This is a genomic window from Halogeometricum borinquense DSM 11551 (assembly GCF_000172995.2).
Lineage (GTDB): Archaea > Halobacteriota > Halobacteria > Halobacteriales > Haloferacaceae > Halogeometricum > Halogeometricum borinquense.
In genome coordinates, this window is the sequence record NC_014729.1 from 1,643,620 (window position 1) to 1,664,537 (window position 20,918).

Annotated in this window: 22 protein-coding genes; 16 read left to right on the forward strand and 6 right to left on the reverse strand. The window is 60.4% G+C overall.

The window, feature by feature from the left end; genetic code table 11:
* The 8 genes from HBOR_RS08255 (at position 1) to HBOR_RS08285 (ending at position 8,911) form a co-directional block, all read left to right on the forward strand.
* A complete protein-coding gene (locus tag HBOR_RS08255) occupies positions 1-1,245 on the forward strand; it encodes a glycosyltransferase family 87 protein (protein WP_006054823.1) in 1,245 nt (414 codons plus the stop codon).
* A 64-nt stretch (positions 1,246-1,309) separates the two neighbouring features.
* Complete coding sequence (locus tag HBOR_RS08260) at positions 1,310-2,038, forward strand: glycosyltransferase family 2 protein (protein ID WP_006054824.1); 729 nt, start codon at positions 1,310-1,312, stop codon at positions 2,036-2,038.
* Entirely contained in the window at positions 2,035-3,225 is a 1,191-nt protein-coding gene (locus tag HBOR_RS08265; RefSeq protein ID WP_006054825.1) for a glycosyltransferase family 4 protein, read from the forward strand. Before HBOR_RS08260 ends, HBOR_RS08265 begins: the two co-directional genes overlap by 4 nt.
* Positions 3,226-4,458 carry a glycosyltransferase family 4 protein gene (locus HBOR_RS08270; protein WP_006054826.1) on the forward strand — a complete coding sequence of 411 codons (1,233 nt, stop codon included), beginning with the start codon at positions 3,226-3,228 and terminating at the stop codon, positions 4,456-4,458. It abuts the gene before it with no gap.
* 39 nt (positions 4,459-4,497) lie between these two features.
* On the forward strand, positions 4,498-5,895 hold the full coding sequence (locus HBOR_RS08275) for a sulfatase (protein WP_006054827.1): 1,398 nt from the start codon (positions 4,498-4,500) through the stop codon (positions 5,893-5,895).
* Between the two features lie 69 nt (positions 5,896-5,964).
* Entirely contained in the window at positions 5,965-6,816 is an 852-nt protein-coding gene (locus HBOR_RS20455) for a sulfatase-like hydrolase/transferase (RefSeq protein ID WP_013440585.1), read from the forward strand.
* 16 nt (positions 6,817-6,832) lie between these two features.
* Positions 6,833-7,378, forward strand: coding sequence for a sulfatase family protein (locus HBOR_RS20460; RefSeq protein WP_276326367.1), 546 nt, complete (start codon positions 6,833-6,835; stop codon positions 7,376-7,378).
* Positions 7,379-7,435: 57 nt separating this feature from the next.
* A complete protein-coding gene (locus tag HBOR_RS08285; RefSeq protein ID WP_006054829.1) occupies positions 7,436-8,911 on the forward strand; it encodes a lipopolysaccharide biosynthesis protein in 1,476 nt (491 codons plus the stop codon).
* Here the strand turns inward: HBOR_RS08285 and HBOR_RS08290 are convergent.
* Together HBOR_RS08290 and HBOR_RS08295 are read right to left on the reverse strand one after the other, a co-directional pair.
* Positions 8,898-9,956, reverse strand: a complete 1,059-nt coding sequence (locus HBOR_RS08290; RefSeq protein ID WP_049890584.1) for a glycosyltransferase family 4 protein — start codon at positions 9,954-9,956, stop codon at positions 8,898-8,900. The genes HBOR_RS08285 and HBOR_RS08290 overlap by 14 nt on opposite strands.
* Before the next feature lie 18 nt (positions 9,957-9,974).
* Positions 9,975-11,129, reverse strand: coding sequence for a glycosyltransferase (locus HBOR_RS08295; protein WP_006054831.1), 1,155 nt, complete (start codon positions 11,127-11,129; stop codon positions 9,975-9,977).
* 140 nt (positions 11,130-11,269) lie between these two features.
* Between HBOR_RS08295 and aglJ the strand changes: the two genes are divergently transcribed.
* Positions 11,270-12,310: an S-layer glycoprotein N-glycosyltransferase AglJ gene (aglJ, locus tag HBOR_RS08300; RefSeq protein ID WP_006054832.1), complete on the forward strand. Its 1,041-nt coding sequence runs from the start codon at positions 11,270-11,272 to the stop codon at positions 12,308-12,310.
* Here the strand turns inward: aglJ and HBOR_RS08305 are convergent.
* Positions 12,307-12,633: a DUF5789 family protein gene (locus tag HBOR_RS08305; protein ID WP_006054833.1), complete on the reverse strand. Its 327-nt coding sequence runs from the start codon at positions 12,631-12,633 to the stop codon at positions 12,307-12,309. The two genes, aglJ and HBOR_RS08305, sit on opposite strands and share 4 nt — an antisense overlap.
* Positions 12,634-12,731: 98 nt before the next feature.
* On the opposite strand from HBOR_RS08305, the gene HBOR_RS08310 reads away from it, so the two are divergent.
* Positions 12,732-12,944 (forward strand): ribbon-helix-helix domain-containing protein, encoded by a 213-nt coding sequence (locus HBOR_RS08310; RefSeq protein ID WP_006054834.1) that lies wholly within the window; start codon positions 12,732-12,734, stop codon positions 12,942-12,944.
* 62 nt (positions 12,945-13,006) lie between these two features.
* Here HBOR_RS08310 and HBOR_RS08315 read toward each other — a convergent pair whose 3' ends face one another.
* Together HBOR_RS08315 and HBOR_RS08320 are read right to left on the reverse strand one after the other, a co-directional pair.
* Positions 13,007-13,426, reverse strand: coding sequence for a hypothetical protein (locus HBOR_RS08315; protein ID WP_006054835.1), 420 nt, complete (start codon positions 13,424-13,426; stop codon positions 13,007-13,009).
* An 86-nt stretch (positions 13,427-13,512) separates the two neighbouring features.
* On the reverse strand, positions 13,513-14,199 hold the full coding sequence (locus HBOR_RS08320; protein WP_049890458.1) for an MBL fold metallo-hydrolase: 687 nt from the start codon (positions 14,197-14,199) through the stop codon (positions 13,513-13,515).
* A 189-nt stretch (positions 14,200-14,388) separates the two neighbouring features.
* On the opposite strand from HBOR_RS08320, the gene HBOR_RS08325 reads away from it, so the two are divergent.
* Positions 14,389-15,132, forward strand: a complete 744-nt coding sequence (locus HBOR_RS08325; RefSeq protein ID WP_006054837.1) for a hypothetical protein — start codon at positions 14,389-14,391, stop codon at positions 15,130-15,132.
* A 66-nt stretch (positions 15,133-15,198) separates the two neighbouring features.
* On the opposite strand, the gene HBOR_RS08330 is transcribed toward HBOR_RS08325, so the two are convergent.
* Complete coding sequence (locus HBOR_RS08330) at positions 15,199-15,486, reverse strand: DUF5779 family protein (RefSeq protein ID WP_006054838.1); 288 nt, start codon at positions 15,484-15,486, stop codon at positions 15,199-15,201.
* A 305-nt stretch (positions 15,487-15,791) separates the two neighbouring features.
* Between HBOR_RS08330 and HBOR_RS08335 the strand changes: the two genes are divergently transcribed.
* The 5 genes from HBOR_RS08335 to ilvC all read left to right on the forward strand — a co-directional run bounded on the left by HBOR_RS08335 (position 15,792) and on the right by ilvC (position 20,904).
* Positions 15,792-17,063 (forward strand): LeuA family protein, encoded by a 1,272-nt coding sequence (locus HBOR_RS08335; protein ID WP_006054839.1) that lies wholly within the window; start codon positions 15,792-15,794, stop codon positions 17,061-17,063.
* 27 nt (positions 17,064-17,090) lie between these two features.
* Positions 17,091-17,291 carry a hypothetical protein gene (locus tag HBOR_RS08340; RefSeq protein WP_049890459.1) on the forward strand — a complete coding sequence of 67 codons (201 nt, stop codon included), beginning with the start codon at positions 17,091-17,093 and terminating at the stop codon, positions 17,289-17,291.
* Positions 17,292-17,442: 151 nt separating this feature from the next.
* Entirely contained in the window at positions 17,443-19,191 is a 1,749-nt protein-coding gene (gene ilvB, locus HBOR_RS08345) for a biosynthetic-type acetolactate synthase large subunit (protein ID WP_006054841.1), read from the forward strand.
* Positions 19,188-19,868 carry an acetolactate synthase small subunit gene (gene ilvN, locus HBOR_RS08350; RefSeq protein WP_006054842.1) on the forward strand — a complete coding sequence of 227 codons (681 nt, stop codon included), beginning with the start codon at positions 19,188-19,190 and terminating at the stop codon, positions 19,866-19,868. The genes ilvB and ilvN overlap by 4 nt, the downstream gene beginning before the upstream one ends.
* A complete protein-coding gene (ilvC, locus tag HBOR_RS08355) occupies positions 19,861-20,904 on the forward strand; it encodes a ketol-acid reductoisomerase (protein ID WP_006054843.1) in 1,044 nt (347 codons plus the stop codon). The genes ilvN and ilvC overlap by 8 nt, the downstream gene beginning before the upstream one ends.
* Positions 20,905-20,918 lie beyond the last annotated feature (14 nt).

Consider the following 20,918-nt stretch of genomic DNA (forward strand, 5'->3'; position numbering starts at 1 on the left):
ATGGACCTCTCGACAGCGTTTCGCCGCACACGGCGCTCACGTCCGCGCCTGTTCTGGCTCTCCGCCGTTACGCTGGCGTCGTTGCTCGTGTTTCCCGCCGTTGAAATCGCCCTCCAGTCGGCGAACCTCGTCCCCGGATTCACGTTCTACGACTTCCGTGGCGCCTTCTATACTGCTGGAGAACGATTCCTCTCTGGAAAGAACCTGTACGCCGACGTACACAACCCGTACGTCTATCCGCCCGTCGTCGTCCTCCTGTTTGCACCCTTCACTGTCGTCTCTCCGTGGATGGCGGGTCTGTTGTGGAATGTCTTCTCGCTGGCTGTGTTAGGTGCGGGACTATTCGCGCTCGTTCGCTCCTTCGGAGTTCGCCTTTCGATTCCGTCGAAAGCCGTTCTACTGTGGGCACTGGTCGGGTTCTTCCCGACGATTTTGTGGCTCAAAGCTGGGCAAGTATCTGGCTTCCTCACGGGACTGTTCTGCTTTGCCGTTGCAGCACACCGACGGAGTTGGCAAGATGATGATTCTACCACGCTCGCATTAGCTAGCGGTGCGCTGACGACGATTTCAAGTTCGTTCAAGCCGTTCTACGCACCGTCTGGCGCGCACCTCCTCCGCGACAAGAAACGTTTTGTCGGAGCTGTCGCCGCCGTTGTGGGAATCGTCGGACTGAGTCTCTTCTTCGGCGTTGAGACGTTCACTGACTACCTCGGTGTTCTCACGCACGGCAAGGGTTGGGGACAGGCCACTGAACCCGGCGGAATCAGCACCGACATTACCAACTGGGGCCCGTTCTTCTTCCGGCCGCTGTACTTTTTCGGATCGGCTGCGCTGTACATCCGTCTCGCGTTGACATTCGGCGTCGCCGGACTCGTCCTGTATAGTCGCCGCGATGACTCAGCACGGTCGGAGTACGCCGCACTCGCACTCGGACTGACGACAATTCCGCTGGCCAGTCCGATCCCCGACCTGTTCGCTGTCACACCTCTTATCCCCGCATTTATCGTTTCGCTGTTCAACGAACTCCAACTTGACGACGGTCTCCCCGAGATTCCTGTTCTGTCCGTACTCCTATTCCACGTTCACGCGTATACACTCGGATTCTTCGCAGGATTCGGTGCTACTATCATCCCTGCGGTTTCTGCTCTTGAACCATTATTGCCGTTCTTGCAGGCGGGGATGTGGGCGCTGGCGCTCATGTTTGGACTCCAAGTGTATCGAATCGGCCAATCTGTTCGCGCCTAACGGTCCCGAGGGGGCGGTTGCGTCAGGTATATGTGCTGAGTTAGAGTAGGGCGCGACAGACACGATGGTTTCTGGCGACATTGCCGACGCCGACGGCCCGATGGACGCAGTTCCGGGCCCCGGACGCGACGCGTGTGACGCTCATGCGGCACTCGACGTAGAAGCCGTACTCTCGGACACTTCGGTTGTGATCCCGAGCCGGGACGAGCAGAACTACACGAGCAAGAGCGTCCCCGACTGGCTTGAGGTCGTCGTCCGGACAGACGACGGGCGAAGCGTCGCCCGCAACCGCGGCGTTGAAGAGGCAACGGGTGAGTGGATTGTTCTCGCCGACGATGACATTACGTTCCCGACCACGCTGACAGCTATGCTCGTTGACTCTATGCATACGTGCCATCTCGCTGGTCTGGAGGATTTCTGGCCGATGGACACGCTACTGACTCGGTACATGGTCTTTCACCGGTCGCTGTGGGACGCCGTTGGCGGTTTTGATGAGAGTCGAGAACACGGTGAAGACTCCGACTTTGTCTACCGATGCGCGGACGCAGGGGCAAAGATACGTCCGCTTCCTCGTAACATCGTTCCACACCACGACGCCGATACCGAGTTCTCCGCGCTTGAACACGTCGAATGGCTCTGGTATCTCCTGCGGCGACATCCGGTTCGCATGGCTCCGAAAGCGGCGCTGTTGGGTCTCCAGAAGCTTGGACTGGTCGAACCTCCCGTGACAGACTACCCGGATGGGTGGTCTAGCCAACTCATTCAGCCTTCCGGAGAGGGAGACGAGAGATGAATATCGTTCACATCACGGCGGGTCTCGTTCCAATCCACGGTGAGTTCGGCGGCGGCGTCGAGCGCCATATCCGAGCAGTCACGACGGGTCTTGCTGCCCGGGACCACAATGTGACAGTCGTGGACCGCCGCCACGATGTTGATGACCCACTCAGCATTGACGGGGTTGATGTACTCCGACTCGCGGCCCCACGGGTCCAGACAGGTCTACTTGACGGGTGGTTGGACCACGTGCTGAACGAGTGTTTGTACTCGGCCGGTCTTCGCCGTGCCCAAGAGCGAATTGCCGAGGCCGATGTGGTCCACGCGCATAACATGTACGCGGGCCTTGCCGCGCGGCGCCTCGCCCGGAAAGCACGAGTTCCATTCGTCTATACCTGCCACAACGGAATGTGGTGTACTGACGACGTGAACACCTACGAACAACAAGTCGTCCGCCGCTTTGAGGGGAGTTTGATGCGAGATGCCGATGCGTCAATCGCTGTGAGCGAAGCCGTCGCTGACGGGGCACGTACGTACGGCGACGCCGACCCGACGGTGATTCCGAATGGTGTTGACACCGAGATCTACGGCCCCGATGCGGACACCCGTTCAGTCGAAGACACCTACGAGCTCGACGGCCGAAAGACCGTCCTCTTCGTTGGTCGTCTCGCCCGAGCAAAAGGGGTTGATGTCCTCGTCAAGGCCGCTCGTGACGTACTCGACAGCAGCAACGACCCGGTCCGGTTTGTCCTCGTCGGTCCTGACAAACACATGTTCGGCGGATCTGCCGCAGAGTCGTATCCTACGGAGATACGGCGTTTGCTTGATGAATTGGGCGTCCGAGACGACTTCGTATTCGCCGGACAGGTATCTGATGAGGAACTTGTCTCCCTCTACACGGCCGCCGATGCGTTCGTCCTTCCGTCACGGTACGAGGCGCAGGGGATGGTCCTCTTGGAGGCACTCGCCAGCGGAACGCCTGTTGTCGGAACAGATGTCGGTGGCATCTCCGAAGTCGTTACCAGCGATGTCGGCCGTGTTGTCCCACCTGAGGCCCCGGTGCAGTTAGCAGAGGCACTCCTCGCTGTCCTCGATGCTGACCGAAACGGCGCGATGTCAGTCACCGCCCGTGACTACGCCGAACGGACCTATGCATGGCCACGTATCGTCTCCCGAATCGAATCCGTGTACGAGGGGGTCAGATAGATGCACGTCCTGTTCGTCGGCACGCGCGCGCCACTGACGCCGGAGCGTCGCGGCGCTATCGAGAAACTCACCTTCGACCTCGCTTCGACGTTGGCGTCTGAGGGGCACGACGCAACGGTTCTCACTGTCGGTGAATCCGGCCGCCGATACACCGCCGAGGGCGTTCAACTAGTAGAAATAACCGAACCGATAACGCGCCCTCCCTCGCATGTCACGCCCGTCGTGGAGTTCGGTCGCAAAGCACGCCGAGTCGCCGACAGAATCCACCGTGAGAATCCGGTGGATGTGGTTCATGCTGTCTACTACCCGAACCTTCTCGGCTTCCGACCTCCCGGCGATGCTCCGCTCGTCGTCGCCGAGCACAACGCCCACCCGTGGCGGAAGGAGCATCGTTTTATTGAGGAATTGACTATTACACACCGACTCCGCTGGGAGGCTGACACCTACATCAGACTCGCGGAGGCCCACGCTGCCTTCTTCGGCGCCGAGAGAGTTCTTAGCGTCAGCGACGCCCACGGCGAGTGGATCGACCGAGCGATTCCAGAAGCGCGGTCGAAGCGCGAGACGATGTACAACTTCGTCGATACAGACGTTTATCGCCCCGATACCGCATCAGAACGCGATATCGACTTCCCCGATGGGAAAACAGTCCTGTACGCGGGTCGAAAAGTCCCTCACAAGGGCCTTCACAGGGCAGTCAGTGCGATATCCAAGATGGAGACCGACGCAACACTCGTCGTTCTCGGCCCACTCGGAAGTGGATTCAGCGATGTGGATTCTCTTGATGGTGTAAATCCCGATGATCTCGAGCCATATCTCGGGAGTGTTATCGAGGATGCACAAAATTCCGGAGTGACCGATCAAATCTCGTTCCCTGGCTATGTCGCTGACGCCGACCTTCCGGCCTACTACGCCGCAGCGGATGTCACCACGTTCCCGAGTGTCCTCGAATCGTTTGGTATGGTCCCGGTGGAATCGATGGCGTGCGGAACACCAGTCGTCGCCCACGACGTGCCGCCGATAGATGAGACGGTTCTTGATGGTGAGACTGGGTTCCTGACAAACGAGGTGTCGGCGTCGGCACTCGCAGCAGCCCTGGATCGACTTCTCACCGACGATTCTCTTCGAAGCCAGTTCGCTGAACGGGGACGGAATCGAGCGGTCGAGCGATTCGACATCGAAACCGCCGTACAGGAACATATCCGCTTGTACGAGCGCGTTCACAGCGAGTAAAACGTAGCGTATTTTATCCTGTGTTGTTTCGGTCGTCGTATGCCAGACCCCGCCGACCGACCGCACGTCGTCTTCTTGACGGTCGATTCGCTCCGGCGTGATGATGTCGGTTGTTATGGACAACTCGACATTGAGTACGATCTCACCCCGCAAATCGACACGCTCGCAGACGAGGGGGCACGGTTTGATGCTGCCATCAGCAACGGACCGAGTACGCTCTACTCGTTCCTGGCGAGTCAGACTTCAACGTATCCGCTCGAAGACGAAGAACATACGCGAAACCGACCGTTCCTTGCCGAGGAACTCTCCAAGGGTGGATACGAGACGGCGGCGTTCGTCACGAACCCCTTCCTGACGACACACTACGGCTTTGACCGTGGGTTCGATCACTTCCGAGATTTCACGGGATCTGAGGCCGATGACGAGGGGACGGCAGGTCTCAAGCGGGATTTCATGGATAAACTCAACCGGGCGCTCCGTCGTTCACCGTTCCTATACGAGATTGCAAAAGGGGTTAAGAACTTCAGTTCGGCTCCGTTCCCCAGAGCGGGGCAAGTCAACGACGAAGTTGTTACGTATCTCGAATCGACCGACGGTGATGACCCGCTGTTCTTGTGGGCACACTATATGGATCCGCATCATCCGTATCTGCCCGAACCAGAATACCGTGATCTCCCATTCGTTCCTTCGCTGAGTAAGTGGGAGATCATCCGTTTGTCGGCGAAGATTGACCTCATCAAGCGCGACGATTACGACCGGACGAACATCACCGACGAAACGCTGTCGAACCTTCGTGCTCTCTATCGCGCACAAATAAAACGTACCGACGACGCTATCAAGCGAGTCGTTCGTTCGCTCAAAGAGAATGGTCTGTACGATGATACCCTGCTCATCATTGCCTCAGACCACGGCGACGAGTTCTTCGAGCACGGGTCGCTCGGACATTCTCCCCAGTTGTACGACGAGCTCATCCACGTCCCGTTCGTCGTCAAGACTCCCGCGGACCATGAGACAATCGAATCGGTGGAAGGCTTGATGGCTTACCTGGACATCCCACCGACAGTACTTGATTTTGCAGGGATAACACCGCCGTCTTCGATGCGTGGTGAGAGCGTTCGTGAGTCATTCGAGACGGGAGCAACGGATCGAGAACACGTCATCAGCGAATACACTTACTGGGACGACCGAATCACCTCGCTCCGAACGCCCGAGTGGAAGTACATCGTTGATTATCTCCACGACCGAGAGGAACTGTTCGATATCAACACGGATCCGACAGAACAGACGAACGTGCTGTCCGACACTCCAGACGTAGCTGCGGAACTCCGCGAAATCGTCCGGACGCATCTTGATGCCGAAGGGGAACACCAGAGTACGGCGTACGATGATATCGACGACGAAATGCGAGGTCAACTCGAAGACCTCGGCTATCTGTAACCTCTCTTCACCGCGGAAGACTCTACTGAAGCGGTGGCTATTTGGCAGTGTGCCGCCGAACGCATCTCAATGTCTGATGTCGCCGAGCGACCGCCGATAGTTTTTCTCACAATCGACTCGCTGCGACGCGACGAAGTTGGTTGCTACGGGGACAGAGGTGTTGATTATGACCTCACTCCCGAAATCGACTCGCTCGCAGCGGATGGCGTTCGATTCGACACCGCTATCAGCAACGCGCCGAACACGCTCTTCTCGTTCCTTGCGACGCTTACCTCCACGTACCCGTTAGCTAAGAAGGGCAACACGGCCGGGCGACCCGCAGTGGCTGAAGAACTCTCGGACGCCGGTTACCGGACGGCAGGGTTCCACTCGAATCCGTTTCTCTCCCGTCACTACGGGTTCCATCGCGGCTTTGATGTGTACCACGACTTCACCGACGGTAGTGGCGATGGCGACGATGACGGTGAATCCTCGCTGACGAACCGGTTCTTCGAGGTGCTCAATCGAACGCTTCACCGATCTCCTCTCCTGCACGAGTACGCAAAGGAGACAAAGAACTACTTCACGCCACCGTACACGCGCGCTGGTCCCATCAACGACGCTGCTACCGAGCATCTTCGAAACGTGGACTTCGATGACCCGCAATTCGTCTGGGTCCACTATATGGACGCACACCACCCCTATCTCCCGACGGGGAAGTACCGAGAACTCCCGTTCCTTCCCGATATTTCACCGGTTCGAACCGTTGACCTTGCAGCAAAGATTGACTTGGTCAAACACCCCGAGTACGACGGCGCTAGAGCGTCCGTCTCGGAACGTGATGTAGCGGATCTCCGTGCTCTCTACCGAGCACAGGTCAAACGCACCGACGACGCCGTTGGCGAAATTGTCGCCGAGCTAAAGCGCCCAGGGAATCTATGAGGAGGCATGTATCGTCATCGCTTCGGACCACGGTGACGAATTCCTCGAACACGGGTCGCTCGGTCATTCCCCGCAGTTGTACGACGAACTCATCCACGTCCCGTTCATTGTCAAACCGCCGGCCGAATATGATACAGTAGACGCTATCGAGGATCTGACAGCGTATCTCGACATCGGACCGACCTTCCTCGACCTCGCGGGTACCAGCGCACCTGATGAGATGGAGGGTCAGTCGTTCCTTGACGCCCTCGAAAATGGAAAAACGGAGCGTGAGGCGGTCATCAGCGAGTACGCCAACAGCGGAAAGCGAATCACGTCCCGGCGGACACTCGAGTGGAAGTACATCCTCGACGATTACCACGACCGAGAGGAACTGTTCGATCTCACAACTGACAGTACCGAACAGACTGACTGCTCTACTGACCGACCGGAAGTACTGGAGTCGTTCCGCGATGCCGTCCGAGAACGCATGTCTCATGAGGAGTTCGATACCGACGCATCGTTCGACGACGACGTGGACGAGGAGATGCGACAACAGTTAGAGGACCTCGGCTACCTCTGAGAACCTCGTGGACGAACCGCGACCTATTTTGCGGCGGTACTTCAACCGAGAGAATATATGACCGAGCAAGAGGCAAGCGACATCAGCCTCGGTGGCGAGACGGTCAAAGCGGCACTGGGGAAGTTCATAATGGCCCTCATCGGCTTTGTGGGGACTATTATCTTCGCTCGGTGGCTTGGCTCCGACAGCCTCGGTGGCTACTACCTCCTCTTGACGGCCGCAGCTCTCTCTAACCGTCCCGTTCAGGGCCTTGCCGAAGCGATACAGAAACGTGGATCGGAGTCGGGCTTCGAACTGGAGCAGACGCTCTCTGTCGGGACACTCGTCGTCATCGGATGGACCGCTCTCGCCGCTCTCATCGCGTACGCTCTCCGCGGCTACCTCCAATCGTTTTTCGGATTTCCGGGGTCAGTTTCTGCGTTTGTCGCCCTGTTAGCTTCACTGAGCGGCTTCTTCATCCTCCAGTCGCAACTCGTTGCACTCGGACGTATCAGTCGAAATCAGTGGTTTGACACCGTCCGGTCGTACCTCACATTCCCAGCACAACTCGGATTTCTCATCCTCGGATGGGGTGCTGCTGGCGTCGCCATCGGAGAAGTCGTGGCGACGCTCCTGTTGTACGTCCCGATGTACCGGTCGTTCGGGACTGGATTTGCACGTCCCACCGTCGAGACGATGCGGTCGCTATGGGAGTACGCGAAGTACAGCATTCCGAACGAGTACCTGACGCACACGTACAGCCAACTGGATATGCTCCTCCTTGGTTTTCTCGTCGGAAAGAGCGCGACCGGCGAGTACGGGGTCGCCCTCCGTCTTACTGTCCCCGCGGCGTTCGTTTCGATGGTCGCCACGCAGGGCTTGTTCTCGCGGGTCAGCAACCTTCGGTCGAAGGGTGAGCGTGTCGATATCGACGTACAGAACACGCTTTCATTCGCCAGTATTGTTGCTATCCCGATGCTTGTTGGAGGCGTTCTTCTCGATGAACAACTTGTCGTGACGGCGTACAGTGCTGAGTACAAATCGGCGGCGACATTGCTGGTTGGCCTCCTCGTATTCCAACTACTCAGAACACAGTCTCAGGTTCTTGACGGTGTCGTCGCCGGACTCGACCGTCCAAACGTCAAGGTGAAAGTAAATTCAGTACTGCTCGCAGTAAACGTCATCGTCGGTGTTGCCCTCACGGTTGCGTATGGGGCCATTGGTGTCGTGATAGCTACCGTTATCGCCGAAGCCGTTCGGTACGGTTTCTTAGCATGGTACGTCAAGCAGTCGATCCCGTCGGTCAGCCTGTTCCCCCGGTCGATGGCAGAACAGGCCGCCAGCGCCGTCGGGATGGGCATTGTCGTCTACGGTCTCCGGCAGACGCTCGCCATTGACTCGTGGCTAATTCTAGGCGTGGTTCTCGGCGCCGGCGCGGTCGCGTACACGGGAATTCTGTTCACCCTTAGTGAGTCGTTCCGCGTTACCATCACCGGTATCTCTGAGACACTGTATGGCGAGTGGCGTCGGTGGTCGCCACTTAGTCGGTCTTGACTGTTTGTTTTGTGTAATATGAAAGCAGGTCTTCGACAACTGCATCCCACGTGGGCAGTCGTTGAGTTCTTGTTTCACCTGCTGTCGCCTCCCGAATAGCTTTCTGGACAACAGACGGACGGAGGGCGCTGACACCGACGCAGTTCTCTCTCGACACCCAGTCTACCAACGCGCCCGCCTCTCGAACTACGCAGGGCGTCCCAGCGGCTAACGCCTCGGCAACCGTCATCCCGTACGCCTCGAACTTACTCAGTGTCACGTACGCGTCCGCACCCGCGTACAGACCGGGTAACTCCTCGCCATCCACGTAGCCCAGAAACTCCACGCGGTCTTCAACATCTTCCTGCCGCGCGGTTCGCTCCAGTTCGTCGTGGTACGGACCGCTCCCGGCCACGAGAAGGTCGTACTCTGGAAGCTCCGAGAGCGCACGAATCGCGTGCTGGACGCCTTTGTACTCCTCTAGTCGGCCAACCGTGAGAATGTACGGTCGGTCGCGTTCGCCGGTGTCTGCAGATGTGAAGCGATCCACATCGAGGCCGTTCGGAATCACCGTCGCATCCACATCAAAGTCGGTCGCCAACTGCTTGCGTTCCCATTTGCTCACGGCGACGACGGCGTCCGCCCGGCGGACGGCCCACCGACCGACTGGACGGTATGCAGAGAGGAGTTTGTCGCGTGTTGAATCCGCACTGCCGCCGTGATAGTGGGGTGTTACAACGAACCGACGGTCACCGATTCCGAGGGCAGCGAAAAACAACGGAAACGAGTGGTAGTTGTGGGCGTGAACGACATCGGCATCAGTCCGGCGGACTGCGGCGGCGAGTTGCGGGCAGACATGCATCGCACCGCCGGGTGCGATGCTCCGGAATCGGCGCACGTGAACGCCGTTCCGTCGCTCCGCTCGAAAGCCACCGTCGCCCGCATCGGCGGTCAAGACGGTCACATCGTGGCCGCGTTCGACGAGTCGTTCCGAAATCTCTCGAACGTGCGTTTCGACACCGCCCGACTGCGGCGGATACCGTGGCGTCACCTGCAGTATCTTCATCGATTGCTCACCGGTCACTCACTCGTACACGTCTCGCAGTTCCTCATCGACTTCCCAGATAGCCGACCCCTCGCCGCGAAGCAGTTTCACGGCGGCAAAGAACAGCGACACCTGCGTGTCGAACACTGCATAGAACGGTTGGAGCGGGCCCAACAGGTCACGCGATCCGAGGAGGGTAAACAGACCGAGTGATGCGGGCACCGCGAGGCCGAACGGGCCGGCAACGAGGAGGCCAAACAGCGTCGCCAGCGACACCGCCCCTGCCAACAGCCACGGGGAGACGACCATGAACCACCAGTTGAACGGGAGGACGATGCCACCGTACAGACCGTGGCGACCGAGGGCGTCGCGGTGTTGGAATAGGAGTCTGAGCAGTCCCATCGCGCGGCGGTCCTTCTGCGTCCGGCGCTTGCTGAACTCGGAGTGAGACGCCTCTTTGTACCGTACGTCGGGATCGAATACGACGCGCTTGCCGTTCCGTCGAATCAAGAGGGCAAGTTCGGTGTCGTCGGCGATGGAGTCGGGATCGATAGAGACGATGTCGTCGTTTTCGAACGCGGAGAACGGGCCGTGGAAGATAAGCGTTGAATCGAGGTGCGACTCAAGCGTCTGAATCTTCGCTTGGATGCCGCGGTAGCCTTCCTCGACTTCGCTCCCGCCGAGAACGTCCACGTTCCGACCCGTCACCGCACCAACGTCAGGGTCGGCGAGGTTCGCGGCGGCTTCACGGAGGGCGTCAGCGGCGACTTTCGAGTCGCAGTCGGTTTTGACGACCATCTCGTTTTCGGCGGCCGCGTAGGCGTCGTTGAGTGCGGGTGCCAGGCCGCGACGCTCGTCCTCTTCGATGAGATTCAGCGTCGGGGCTTCTCGGTCCGCGAAGAAGTTCCGGATGATCTCTCTCGTCTCGTCGTCCGAGGAATCCACGACGACGAGTTCGACCTTCTCCATCGGATAATCGAGCGAGACGATGTCTCTGAGTTTATTCTCGATGATACGCTCTTCGTTGTACGTCGGGAGAACGATACTCACAGTCGGTTCCGCTCGCTGTTTGTTCGCGGGCGATCCGTCCGGCTTCCAGACGGCGTACAGCGCGAGATACAGCAGATACGGGAGTCCCGTCAGTGCAACGAGTCCCGAAATTGCGCCGAAAAATCGGCGGACGTACGTTCGCATACCGGCGCTTTGCAGAGCAGCACAAAAATCCCCGCGGTCGGCGGTCGATCCATCAAATAGACGATAAACCGCTGACAATTCCGCAGAACGGAGAAACGTTCCGGAACCCCTTTTACTAATCCCTGTCGCAGTTGCTCGTAATGGACTACGACGACGTCTGTATTCTCATCCCGACGTACAACGAGGCCGAAACTATCGGCGGCGTCGTCAGCGACTACCACAGCGAGGGGTTCGAGAACATCCTCGTCATCGATGGGGGGTCCGATGACGAAACCGTAGACATCGCCGAAGACCGCGGCGCGCGCGTCGTCATGCAATCCGGGTCGGGGAAAGGCCAAGCGATCCGCGAGGCCGTCGAATATCATATCGAGGCACCGTACGTTCTGATGCTCGACGGTGACGCGACGTACTGCGCGAAAGACGCAGACACGATGCTCGAACCACTAGATGAGGGGTACGAACACGTCATCGGCGACCGATTCGCGGATATGCACGACGGTGCGATGACGCGGTTCAACCAACTCGGAAACCGCATCGTCAATCGCGCGTTCGCAACCATCCACGGCCACGACTTCGAGGATATTCTCTCGGGCTACCGAGCGTTCACCCGCGATTCGTTCGGACGGATGACGCTGACGGCTGACGGATTCGGCATCGAGACGGAGATGTCCGTCGAGTGCGTGAAACGCAACATCGAGACGACGGTGGTTCCGATCACCTATCGCCCGCGGCCCTCCGGATCGGACACGAACCTGCGTCCCATCCGCGACGGTGGGATCATCTTCTTGGAACTGTACCGACGGGCGAAGACGAACAATCCCCTGTTTTACTTCGGGAGCGTGGGCGGTCTCTCGACGGCCATCGGGATCGGGATCGCCCTCTACGTCGCCATCGAGTGGGTAACCGTAAACACCTCCCACGAGGTTCTCGCGGTCGTCGCGGCGGCCGCCATCCTCTTCGGCGTCCAACTGCTGATGTTTGGCGTACTTTCGGATCTCATCCTCTCGTTACACCGTGACACGCTCAGAAAGATCGACGAGGAGACCGGGACGAACGCAGACCAGACACCGGACTCCGGATCGAACTCGAACAGCGGTTCGACGCGCCCCCGCGGAGTCCGTCAGGATGGCGGTGACGAGGCCGAGACGACCGACCGGTCGGCGTCGAACCCGGACGATTAGAACGGAAGGAGCGCGCGAAGTTGGCCGAGGATGTTGTTCGACGCCGAGCGCCGGTACTCCTCGAACACTGGGTGGAGATGGTCGAGCAGTTCCGCCTTGCTGGTGTACTGAGACTGCGGAACTGATTCCAGCGCTTCGCTGAGACGAACGGTCCCGCCGGCGGCGTTGTAGGGGACGGCGACGTCGTCGAGCGCGCGGACGAGTTCGTCGTCGGTCACTGGGTACGTGATATCCGCCTCCGACAACTCCTTGGCGAGTGCAGCGATACCAAATTCGAGCGTGTCCGGTTCGTCCCCGTCCTGCGGTGGTGGTCGTGCGGCCATCACCCCAGCGTTATGACTCCGCCTGTTGAAAAACCCCCGACCGAGTTCCGTCGGTCCGCATCTGTTAACCCGACGGAGTCCCTTTCGGCAGGACGCCAATGACCGACTATACGACCGTGTCGATCCCGAAGGACCTCGCCGAGCGCGTCGAAACCACCATCGAGGGGACGAGTTTTTCCAGTACGTCGGACCTCGTTCGCTTCCTGCTCCGGAGTATCGTTATCCAACACCAACGGGAGGGGAAACTCACGGAGGCGCAGTTCGAAGATATCGCCGAGCAACTTGCGGATCTCGGCTACCTCGACCGCTGATCGGACGTGCGAACGGACCGATCGGTCGGTACAAACAGACCGGTCGGATGTGCGAACGGGGATCAGTCGCGAGCAAGTGACTCCGTCGGCGGTTCGGCCTCCACCACATCGAGCGAGAGTTGCTTGCCGGACCGGTCGAATGCAGATACTGACGACTCGTCCCACGGCGGGACGGCAACCAAGATAGCGGCCGCAAAGTCGTCCTCACGCGTCGGTTCGTCCGGTCCCTGCGGATGTGAAACGAAGCGGGCGCGCCCGCGTCCAGCGGGTGTTCCGAGGTCAACACCGAACACTGCTCGGACGGACTTGCCGGCATCGGGGAGGTAAAAGTGGGTCAACACCGGTGTCTCCGGGTCTACGTCCAGGTCGTCTTCGAACGCTTCGGCTGGCGTTGCCGCGAGGACGACCGTAACTCGCTCTGGTTCGGCGTCCGACGCCATGTCGAGAAGCGCGTCGTGCAAGCCGCGAGTGATGAAGACCACATCTGTTGTAGCGCGTGCGCCTGTAAAAGCGTGACCGCGTAAGTGACACTAGAATAGATGCTCTCGAATGAAATGATATTCAGCAGCTACGATAGCATCTTCTGGAACGCCTTGCGGTACGCTCCGGGGATGTTCGTTCGCGCATTGTCCAGCGCATCCTGAAACGCCCCCGCGGCGTTGCCCATCACGCCAGCCCCGTGACCGACGAGAACTCGGTCCGGATCGAACCGTCTCAGGGCGCGGCGCGGCGGGAACGGTCGGAGCATCGGGTGGACGCCGAGGCGCTCACCGGGCGCACAGAAGTACGACGCCGTACCGACTGTTTCTGGAACGAGAAGCGTCCCCGACGACTCGTGATAGAACCCGACTTCCTGCCACGGCGGAATCGAACTGTCGAGGATCGTGAACGCCTCGAACCCGGAGTCTGCGAGACGACGGCTAAATCGCTCGACGGGGGCGTCTAACTCGTCTGCGACGCCGGTCATCCAGTCGGCAACGTACACCGGAACGTCGTGCCGCGTCGCCAGTTTGGCCGCGTCGCGTTTGTGTCGGTCGAGCCCGACGACGATGCCCGACACGTCGCCGTACTCCGCGAGCAACTCGTCGAGATTTGGTGCGTCCACGGGATCGAACAGCCAGACGCCGCCGTCGTCGCCGACAAGAGCGTGACTGGCGCGCTGCATCTCCTCGTCGGGATACGCAAGCCATCCGACGCCGCCGTCCCACCGATCAATCGTTCGATACTCGGCCGTCCCGCTCCCCTTCATTGGCATGGACGAATCAAGGGACGGCAGCGGCATAAACCCGGGCGACAGAAACAGATTGTCTCATTTTCGGAGTTTACAGCAATCTCTGCCGCATTGGTTGGATACGGTGATATCTTCCGCATTCTGTCATGCGTGTAAGCATCAACGACGCGAAACGACGCGACGATATTTCACCCCTCGTCACGTAGAGGCGCTATGCTCACCCGCTTTTGTCGTCTCGGCTTAGAGGTCAAGTATCTCGAAGCGGCCCGGGAGTTCTACGAGACACGCCTCGGCCTCGTTCCTACCAACGAGTCCGACACCACTGTTGCCTACGACGTGGGCCAAACAACGGTTGTCCTCCGGCGGCCCGTTTCAGTCCCTCGCGGCGGCGTTCACACACATTACGCTTTCTCAACGACGCGCGAGGCGTACGATGACTGGATGACCGAACTCTCTGATCTCGACCCCGCGGAGTTCACGTTCGGGTCCTCCCACTCGTTGTACGTTTACGACGCCGACGGCAACTGCGTCGAAATCGGCGGCATCGACGAAGCAGGCGGGAAGTCGGAAGATGACAGAGAGGGTGTCTCGGGGGACGGTGAACAGACGCCCGCGAACCTCCCGTTGACGGGTATCTTCGAGGTCGTTCTCGAAGTCACCGACCTCGAACGCGCCGAAGCGCAGTTTCGTGCCCTCGGCTTCGAGGTAGTAGATCGGGGTGACGAACGGCCGCGCGTCCGTCTGTCGGGTCCGGTGGACCTCGAACTGTGGGAACCGCAGTTAGGAATCGCTGACGCGCGAGGCGGACTGCACGTCGAGTTGGCGTTCCGGACGGATGACCCGCACGCGGCAGTCGAGGCTGGCGGACCATGGGCAGTCGGACCGGAGGAGATCGAGAACGGCTTGCGGGTTCGGGATGCAGACGGGCACGTCATCGAGTTTGTTACCGACTGCTGATGACTGTGGGCACTGATTGCTGGATAGCGTCGAGAAGAACCCGGTCGAGTTGGTTGCGGTCGGTTCTCAGAGTCGGTCGGTGTCGATATCGACACCGGGAGGCGTTACAACGAGGAACTTCCGGAAGTGCATCAGTTGCCCGCCCATGTCTTTTATCTCGCGGGCGAATCCGGTAGCGAGTTCGTTCAGGTCGCCCTCGACAGCGAGAAACAGGACGTTGCCGTTCTCGATTGTCTCGATCCACGTTTGCGGATCGGTTTCGCCGTTGAGGACGCCGAGAACCACGTTTCCGGCCAGTTCCTCCTCGTCGAGATGCTCCTCGGCTGAAGAGAGGTCGAGGTTGAAATCGCTCATACCCGGTCCCATGCAGAGGGGGACGAAAAGGATTCGGTGCGACGCTCGGCGCGCACTCCGGTTAACGTTCGTCCAGTCGGCGACGCGCGCGAGCCGCAAGGAAAATTAATTCACAAATTCTGGGGTGGAATATTCGTTTGTGTAGTTCAACTACTGATTCCATGCGATAGAGGAATATAAGGTCATATGCACTCTTTCTATCCTATTGAAGCCGTTTACGTCGTGCGATTTTGCCGAATCAGTTAGCCGCCATGAGATACCGTATAACGTTCGTGATACTGTCTCAGGGAAATCTTTTTATATGAATGCGGGTCTGGGTCGTGGTACGATGTCTCAACGACACACGGAGGACACTTCGTCGGATTCCCCGGCGGGTCGAGTTCTTCCAGGGCACGTTAGCTCACATTACTGAATCGGAGATTGACGGTGTACGGATTTTCGACACGACGCTGCGCGATGGCGAGCAGTCGCCACGCACCTCGTTCAGTTACGAGGAAAAGCGCGACATCGCGGCGACGCTAGACGAGATGGGAACGCACGTCATCGAGGCGGGCTTCCCGGTTAATTCGGACGCCGAGTTCGAGGCCGTCAGCGACATCGCCGCCGCCACGGACACGACCGTTTGTGGGCTGGCTCGCGTCGTCGATACAGACGTGGAGGCCGCCCTCGACGCGGGGGTGGAGATGGTTCACGTCTTCGTCAGCACCAGCGACGTGCAACTGGCCGACTCCATGCACGCCTCGAAGGAGGAAGCGGTCGAACGCGCAGTCGAGAGTGTCGAACGAGTCAAAGACGCCGGTGTCGAGGTCATGTTCTCGCCGATGGATGCGACGCGAACCGACATGACGTTCCTCGCGGAGATTCTGTCCGCGGTGGACGACGCTGGCGTCGATTGGGTGAATATTCCGGACACGTGTGGCGTCGCCACGCCGACGCGCTTTGCTAATCTGATCCGCGAAGTGCGTCAGCACACCGACGCGCACATCGACGTCCACGCGCACGACGACTTCGGACTGGCCACTGCGAACGCCATGGCGGGCTTCGAGGCTGGTGCCGCGCAGGCACAGGTGTCGGTCAACGGCATCGGTGAACGCGCGGGCAACGCCGCCTACGAGGAGGTCGTCATGTCGGCAAAGTCACTGTACGACGTAGACACGGGAATCGACACCGAACGAATCACCGAACTCTCCCGCATCGTGGAGGAAGCAAGCGACATCCCGGTGCCGGCGAACAAGCCGGTTGTCGGACGCAACGCCTTCAGCCACGAGAGCGGTATCCACGCCGCGGGCGTCATCGAGAACTCGGACACGTTCGAGCCGGGTGTGATGACTCCCGAGATGGTCGGCGCACAACGCGAGTTCGTCCTCGGCAAACACACCGGCTCACACTCCGTCCGCAAGCGACTGGAGGACGCCGGGTTCCGACCGGACGACAGCGAGGTTCGTGCGGTCACCCGCCGGGTGAAAGATACCGGCGCGGAGAAAGAGCGCGTGACGACGGCAGTGTTGACGCGCATCGCAGAGGATGTCGGTGTCGGTCACGAAGACGAGACGGAGCACGAGGAGGTTCGAGCCTGATGCCCCGCGCCCCGTTCGCTCACGACGATGAGCCACGGGTGCGCACTCACCGCCCGCGAGTCAGCAACGCTTGCGCGGCACGAAACGTTGATAACCTTGCAGGAAAATCGACCGAATACGATGCGACAGCAGACCCTCGAACAGTCGGCCGCCGGTCCCGTACAGACGGGACTCGGTACCGACGGTACGGTCGCTGTCCGGTCGCTCATTATTGTAGGGGCCGCCTAGCCCCTTCCATCCCCTCACTCTCGATTTTCGACGTTTCGCACGGCACACAGCCGCAGAGAGATTCCCAGATTCACCAGACGATGGACCACGCAGACCGTACACGCGACCAACGACCGTATCACAAACAGAAGACACCTCCCGGAGGTGAACGATGAGCGAACCCGCGCCCCCGAAACCCGACACGGACGAAGACGGGCCGACCGGACAGACGCCCGTGACCACGGGCGCGTCGGCCGTCGTCCGCGCGTTGGAGAACGCTGGCGTCGAAGCCGCTTTCGGCGTGCAGGGCGGGGCAATCATGCCCGTCTACGACGCGCTCTACGACTCCGACATCCGGCACATTACGATGGCGCACGAGCAGGGCGCGGCACACGCCGCCGACGCGTTCGGCGTCGTCCGGAACGAACCGGGCGTTTGCCTCGCTACTTCCGGCCCGGGCGCGACGAACCTCGTCACCGGAATTGCGGACGCTAACATGGATTCGGACGGCATCCTCGCCCTCACCGGGCAGGTGCCATCGAACATGGTCGGCTCCGACGCGTTTCAGGAAACCGACACCATCGGCGTCACGACGCCTATCACGAAGCACAACTACTTCGCCGCCGACTCTGACTCGGTTGGCGATACGGTGGGCGAAGCGCTCGCTCTCGCCGATGAAGGGCGACCGGGACCGACGCTCGTGGACCTGCCGAAGGACGTTACCCTCGGTGAGACGGACCGCGAACCGGGTCCGGCGGAGACGCCGAAGACGACCACGCCGCAGACGGAACCGGACGAGGCAGCCGTCGCAAACGCCGCTCGCGCTATCGAGATGGCGGAGCGACCGCTGCTCCTCTTGGGCGGCGGCGTCATCAAGGCCGACGCCACCGAGGAAGCTCGCGCGTTCGCCCACGAGTACGGAATCCCAGTGGTGACGACGATGCCGGGAATTGGCTCGTTCCCCGAGGACGACGACCTGTGTCTCTCGTGGGCGGGTATGCACGGTACCGGCTACGCCAACATGGCGATCACCCACACGGATCTGCTGATCGCCGTCGGAACGCGCTTCGACGACCGCCTGACCGGCGGTATCGACACGTTCGCCCCCGAAGCCGAAGTCATCCACATCGACATCGACCCCGCGGAGATCTCGAAGAACATCCACGCGGACTATCCGGTGGTCGGTGACGCCGCGACGGCGTTGCGGCAACTGTCCGACGAGGTGGCACAGAAGCCGGACGCCCGCGAGTGGCGCGAGCAGTGCCGGACGTGGAAGTCCGAATACCCGATGGACTACGCGACGCCCGAGGACGAACCGCTGAAACCGCAGTTCGTCGTCGAGTGTCTGGACGAGGCCACTTCCGACCGCACCATCGTCACTTCCGGCGTCGGCCAACACCAGATGTGGGCCGCACAGTACTGGACGTTCACCGAACCGCAGACGTGGGTGTCCTCGCACGGACTCGGAACGATGGGCTACGGCCTGCCGGCGGCCATCGGTGCACGACTCGCCGCCGAAGACGACCAAGAGGTCGTCTGCATCGACGGTGACGGGTCGTTCCTGATGACGATTCAGGAACTGTCCGTGGCCGTCCGCGAGGAGTTAGACATCACCGTCGCCGTCCTCAACAACGAGTACATCGGCATGGTGCGGCAATGGCAGGACGCCTTCTTCGAGGGTCGTCGCATGGCCGCACAGTACAACTGGTGTCCCGAGTTCGACAAACTCGCAGAGGCGTTCGGCGCGCGCGGTTGGCGCGTGGACGACTACGACGAAGTCGCAGATGCCATCGAGGAGGCTATCGAGTACGACGGGCCCTCGGTCATCGACTTCCACATCGATCCGGCGGAGAACGTCTACCCGATGGTCCCCTCGGGCGGTGCGAACGGGAAGTTCGCGCTGACGGAGGACCAATTATGACGGACGCAAACGACGCGAACGGGGAACTGCCCAAACACGGTCTGAAGGGACCGGAACCCAACGAACGACCACATCCGGAGGGACGACGCAACTCGCAGGGCATCCGCATCGATCCTGAAGTCGAGGCGGAACCCGACACGCAACGCGCCGTCATCTCCGCGCTGGTCGAGAACGACCCCGGCGTGCTCTCGCGCGTGTCGGGACTCGTCTCTCGACGGCAGTTCAACATCGAGAGTCTGACCGTCGGTCCGACCACCGTGGACGGACACTCTCGAATTACGATGGTCGTCGAGGAGCCGGCTCCCGGCATCGACCAGATCGAAAAGCAACTGTCGAAGCTGAAGCCCGTCATCTCGGTCGGCGAACTGGACGACGACGCCGTGCGCGCGGAGTTAGTGCTCTTAAAGGTGCGCGGCGACGAACCGGACAAAGTTCACGCCATCACCGAGATGTACGAGGGGAAGACGCTCGACGCCGGCCCGCGGACCATCACGGTGCAACTCACCGGCAACGAACAGAAGATAGACGACGCCATCGACGCCTTCCGCCAGTTCGGCATCATCGAGATCGCCCGGACCGGACAGACCGCACTGGCGCGCGGTGACCAAGCCACAGTCCCCGGAGAGAAACCAGCAACCTCCGGCGAACCGACGACTCCAACAAACTACGATGACTGACGACGAACTCACGACGACTGTATACTACGACGAAGACGCAGACCGAACGCATATCGACGACAAGACCGTCGCCGTTCTCGGCTACGGCAGTCAGGGTCACGCCCACGCACAGAACCTCGCAGACAGCGGGGTTGATGTGGTTGTCGGCCTCCGCGAGAGTTCTTCCTCCCGTGCCGCCGCGAAAGATGACGGTCTCCGCGTGGCGACGCCCGTCGAGGCCGCCGCCGAAGCGGACATCGTTTCGGTCCTCGTCCCCGACACGGTCCAACCGGCGGTGTTCGAGGAGATTCGAGACGAACTCGACGCTGGCGACACCCTCCAGTTCGCGCACGGCTTCAACATCCACTACAACCAGATCCGTCCGCCGGAAGACGTGGACGTGACGATGGTCGCCCCGAAGTCGCCGGGCCATCTCGTCCGACGCAACTACCAGAGCGACGAGGGGACGCCGGGTCTCATCGCCGTCTATCAGGACGAGACGGGCGACGCCAGAGACGAAGCACTCGCGTACGCACACGCTATCGGCTGTACCCGCGCGGGCGTCATCCAGACCTCGTTCCAAGAGGAGACGGAGACGGACCTGTTCGGCGAACAGGCCGTCCTCTGCGGCGGCGTCACCTCTCTCGTGAAACAGGGTTACGAGACGCTCGTTGACGCGGGCTACTCTCCCGAGATGGCCTACTTCGAGTGTCTGAACGAACTGAAACTCATCGTGGACCTGATGTACGAGGGCGGACTCGGCGAGATGTGGCACTCCGTATCCGATACCGCCGAGTACGGCGGTCTCACGCGCGGTGACCGCGTCGTTGACGAACACGCCCGCGAGAACATGGAGGAGATTCTCGAAGAGGTCCAAAACGGGACGTTCGCCCGCGAGTGGATCGCGGAGAATCAGGCTGGACGGCCCTCCTACACGCAACTGAAAGACCGAGAGGAGAACCACCATATCGAACAGGTGGGCGAACCCCTGCGTGACCTGTTCGCGTGGGCCGACGAGGGCGACGCGGAGAAAGCAGAAGCACCGGCAGACGACTAACCACCTTCCCCCAC

Bases quoted from the DNA above. Each gene is read 5' to 3' on its own strand.
- HBOR_RS08255 (WP_006054823.1), top strand. From the start codon at position 1: ATGGACCTCTCGACAGCGTTTCGCCGCACACGGCGCTCACGTCCGCGC.
- HBOR_RS08260 (WP_006054824.1), top strand. From the start codon at position 1,310: ATGGTTTCTGGCGACATTGCCGACGCCGACGGCCCGATGGACGCAGTT.
- HBOR_RS08265 (WP_006054825.1), top strand. From the start codon at position 2,035: ATGAATATCGTTCACATCACGGCGGGTCTCGTTCCAATCCACGGTGAG.
- HBOR_RS08270 (WP_006054826.1), top strand. From the start codon at position 3,226: ATGCACGTCCTGTTCGTCGGCACGCGCGCGCCACTGACGCCGGAGCGT.
- HBOR_RS08275 (WP_006054827.1), top strand. From the start codon at position 4,498: ATGCCAGACCCCGCCGACCGACCGCACGTCGTCTTCTTGACGGTCGAT.
- HBOR_RS20455 (WP_013440585.1), top strand. From the start codon at position 5,965: ATGTCTGATGTCGCCGAGCGACCGCCGATAGTTTTTCTCACAATCGAC.
- HBOR_RS08285 (WP_006054829.1), top strand. From the start codon at position 7,436: ATGACCGAGCAAGAGGCAAGCGACATCAGCCTCGGTGGCGAGACGGTC.
- HBOR_RS08290 (WP_049890584.1), bottom strand. From the start codon at position 9,956: ATGAAGATACTGCAGGTGACGCCACGGTATCCGCCGCAGTCGGGCGGT.
- HBOR_RS08295 (WP_006054831.1), bottom strand. From the start codon at position 11,129: ATGCGAACGTACGTCCGCCGATTTTTCGGCGCAATTTCGGGACTCGTT.
- aglJ (WP_006054832.1), top strand. From the start codon at position 11,270: ATGGACTACGACGACGTCTGTATTCTCATCCCGACGTACAACGAGGCC.
- HBOR_RS08305 (WP_006054833.1), bottom strand. From the start codon at position 12,633: ATGGCCGCACGACCACCACCGCAGGACGGGGACGAACCGGACACGCTC.
- HBOR_RS08310 (WP_006054834.1), top strand. From the start codon at position 12,732: ATGACCGACTATACGACCGTGTCGATCCCGAAGGACCTCGCCGAGCGC.
- HBOR_RS08320 (WP_049890458.1), bottom strand. From the start codon at position 14,199: ATGCCAATGAAGGGGAGCGGGACGGCCGAGTATCGAACGATTGATCGG.
- HBOR_RS08325 (WP_006054837.1), top strand. From the start codon at position 14,389: ATGCTCACCCGCTTTTGTCGTCTCGGCTTAGAGGTCAAGTATCTCGAA.
- HBOR_RS08330 (WP_006054838.1), bottom strand. From the start codon at position 15,486: ATGAGCGATTTCAACCTCGACCTCTCTTCAGCCGAGGAGCATCTCGAC.
- HBOR_RS08335 (WP_006054839.1), top strand. From the start codon at position 15,792: ATGCGGGTCTGGGTCGTGGTACGATGTCTCAACGACACACGGAGGACA.
- HBOR_RS08340 (WP_049890459.1), top strand. From the start codon at position 17,091: ATGAGCCACGGGTGCGCACTCACCGCCCGCGAGTCAGCAACGCTTGCG.
- ilvB (WP_006054841.1), top strand. From the start codon at position 17,443: ATGAGCGAACCCGCGCCCCCGAAACCCGACACGGACGAAGACGGGCCG.
- ilvN (WP_006054842.1), top strand. From the start codon at position 19,188: ATGACGGACGCAAACGACGCGAACGGGGAACTGCCCAAACACGGTCTG.
- ilvC (WP_006054843.1), top strand. From the start codon at position 19,861: ATGACTGACGACGAACTCACGACGACTGTATACTACGACGAAGACGCA.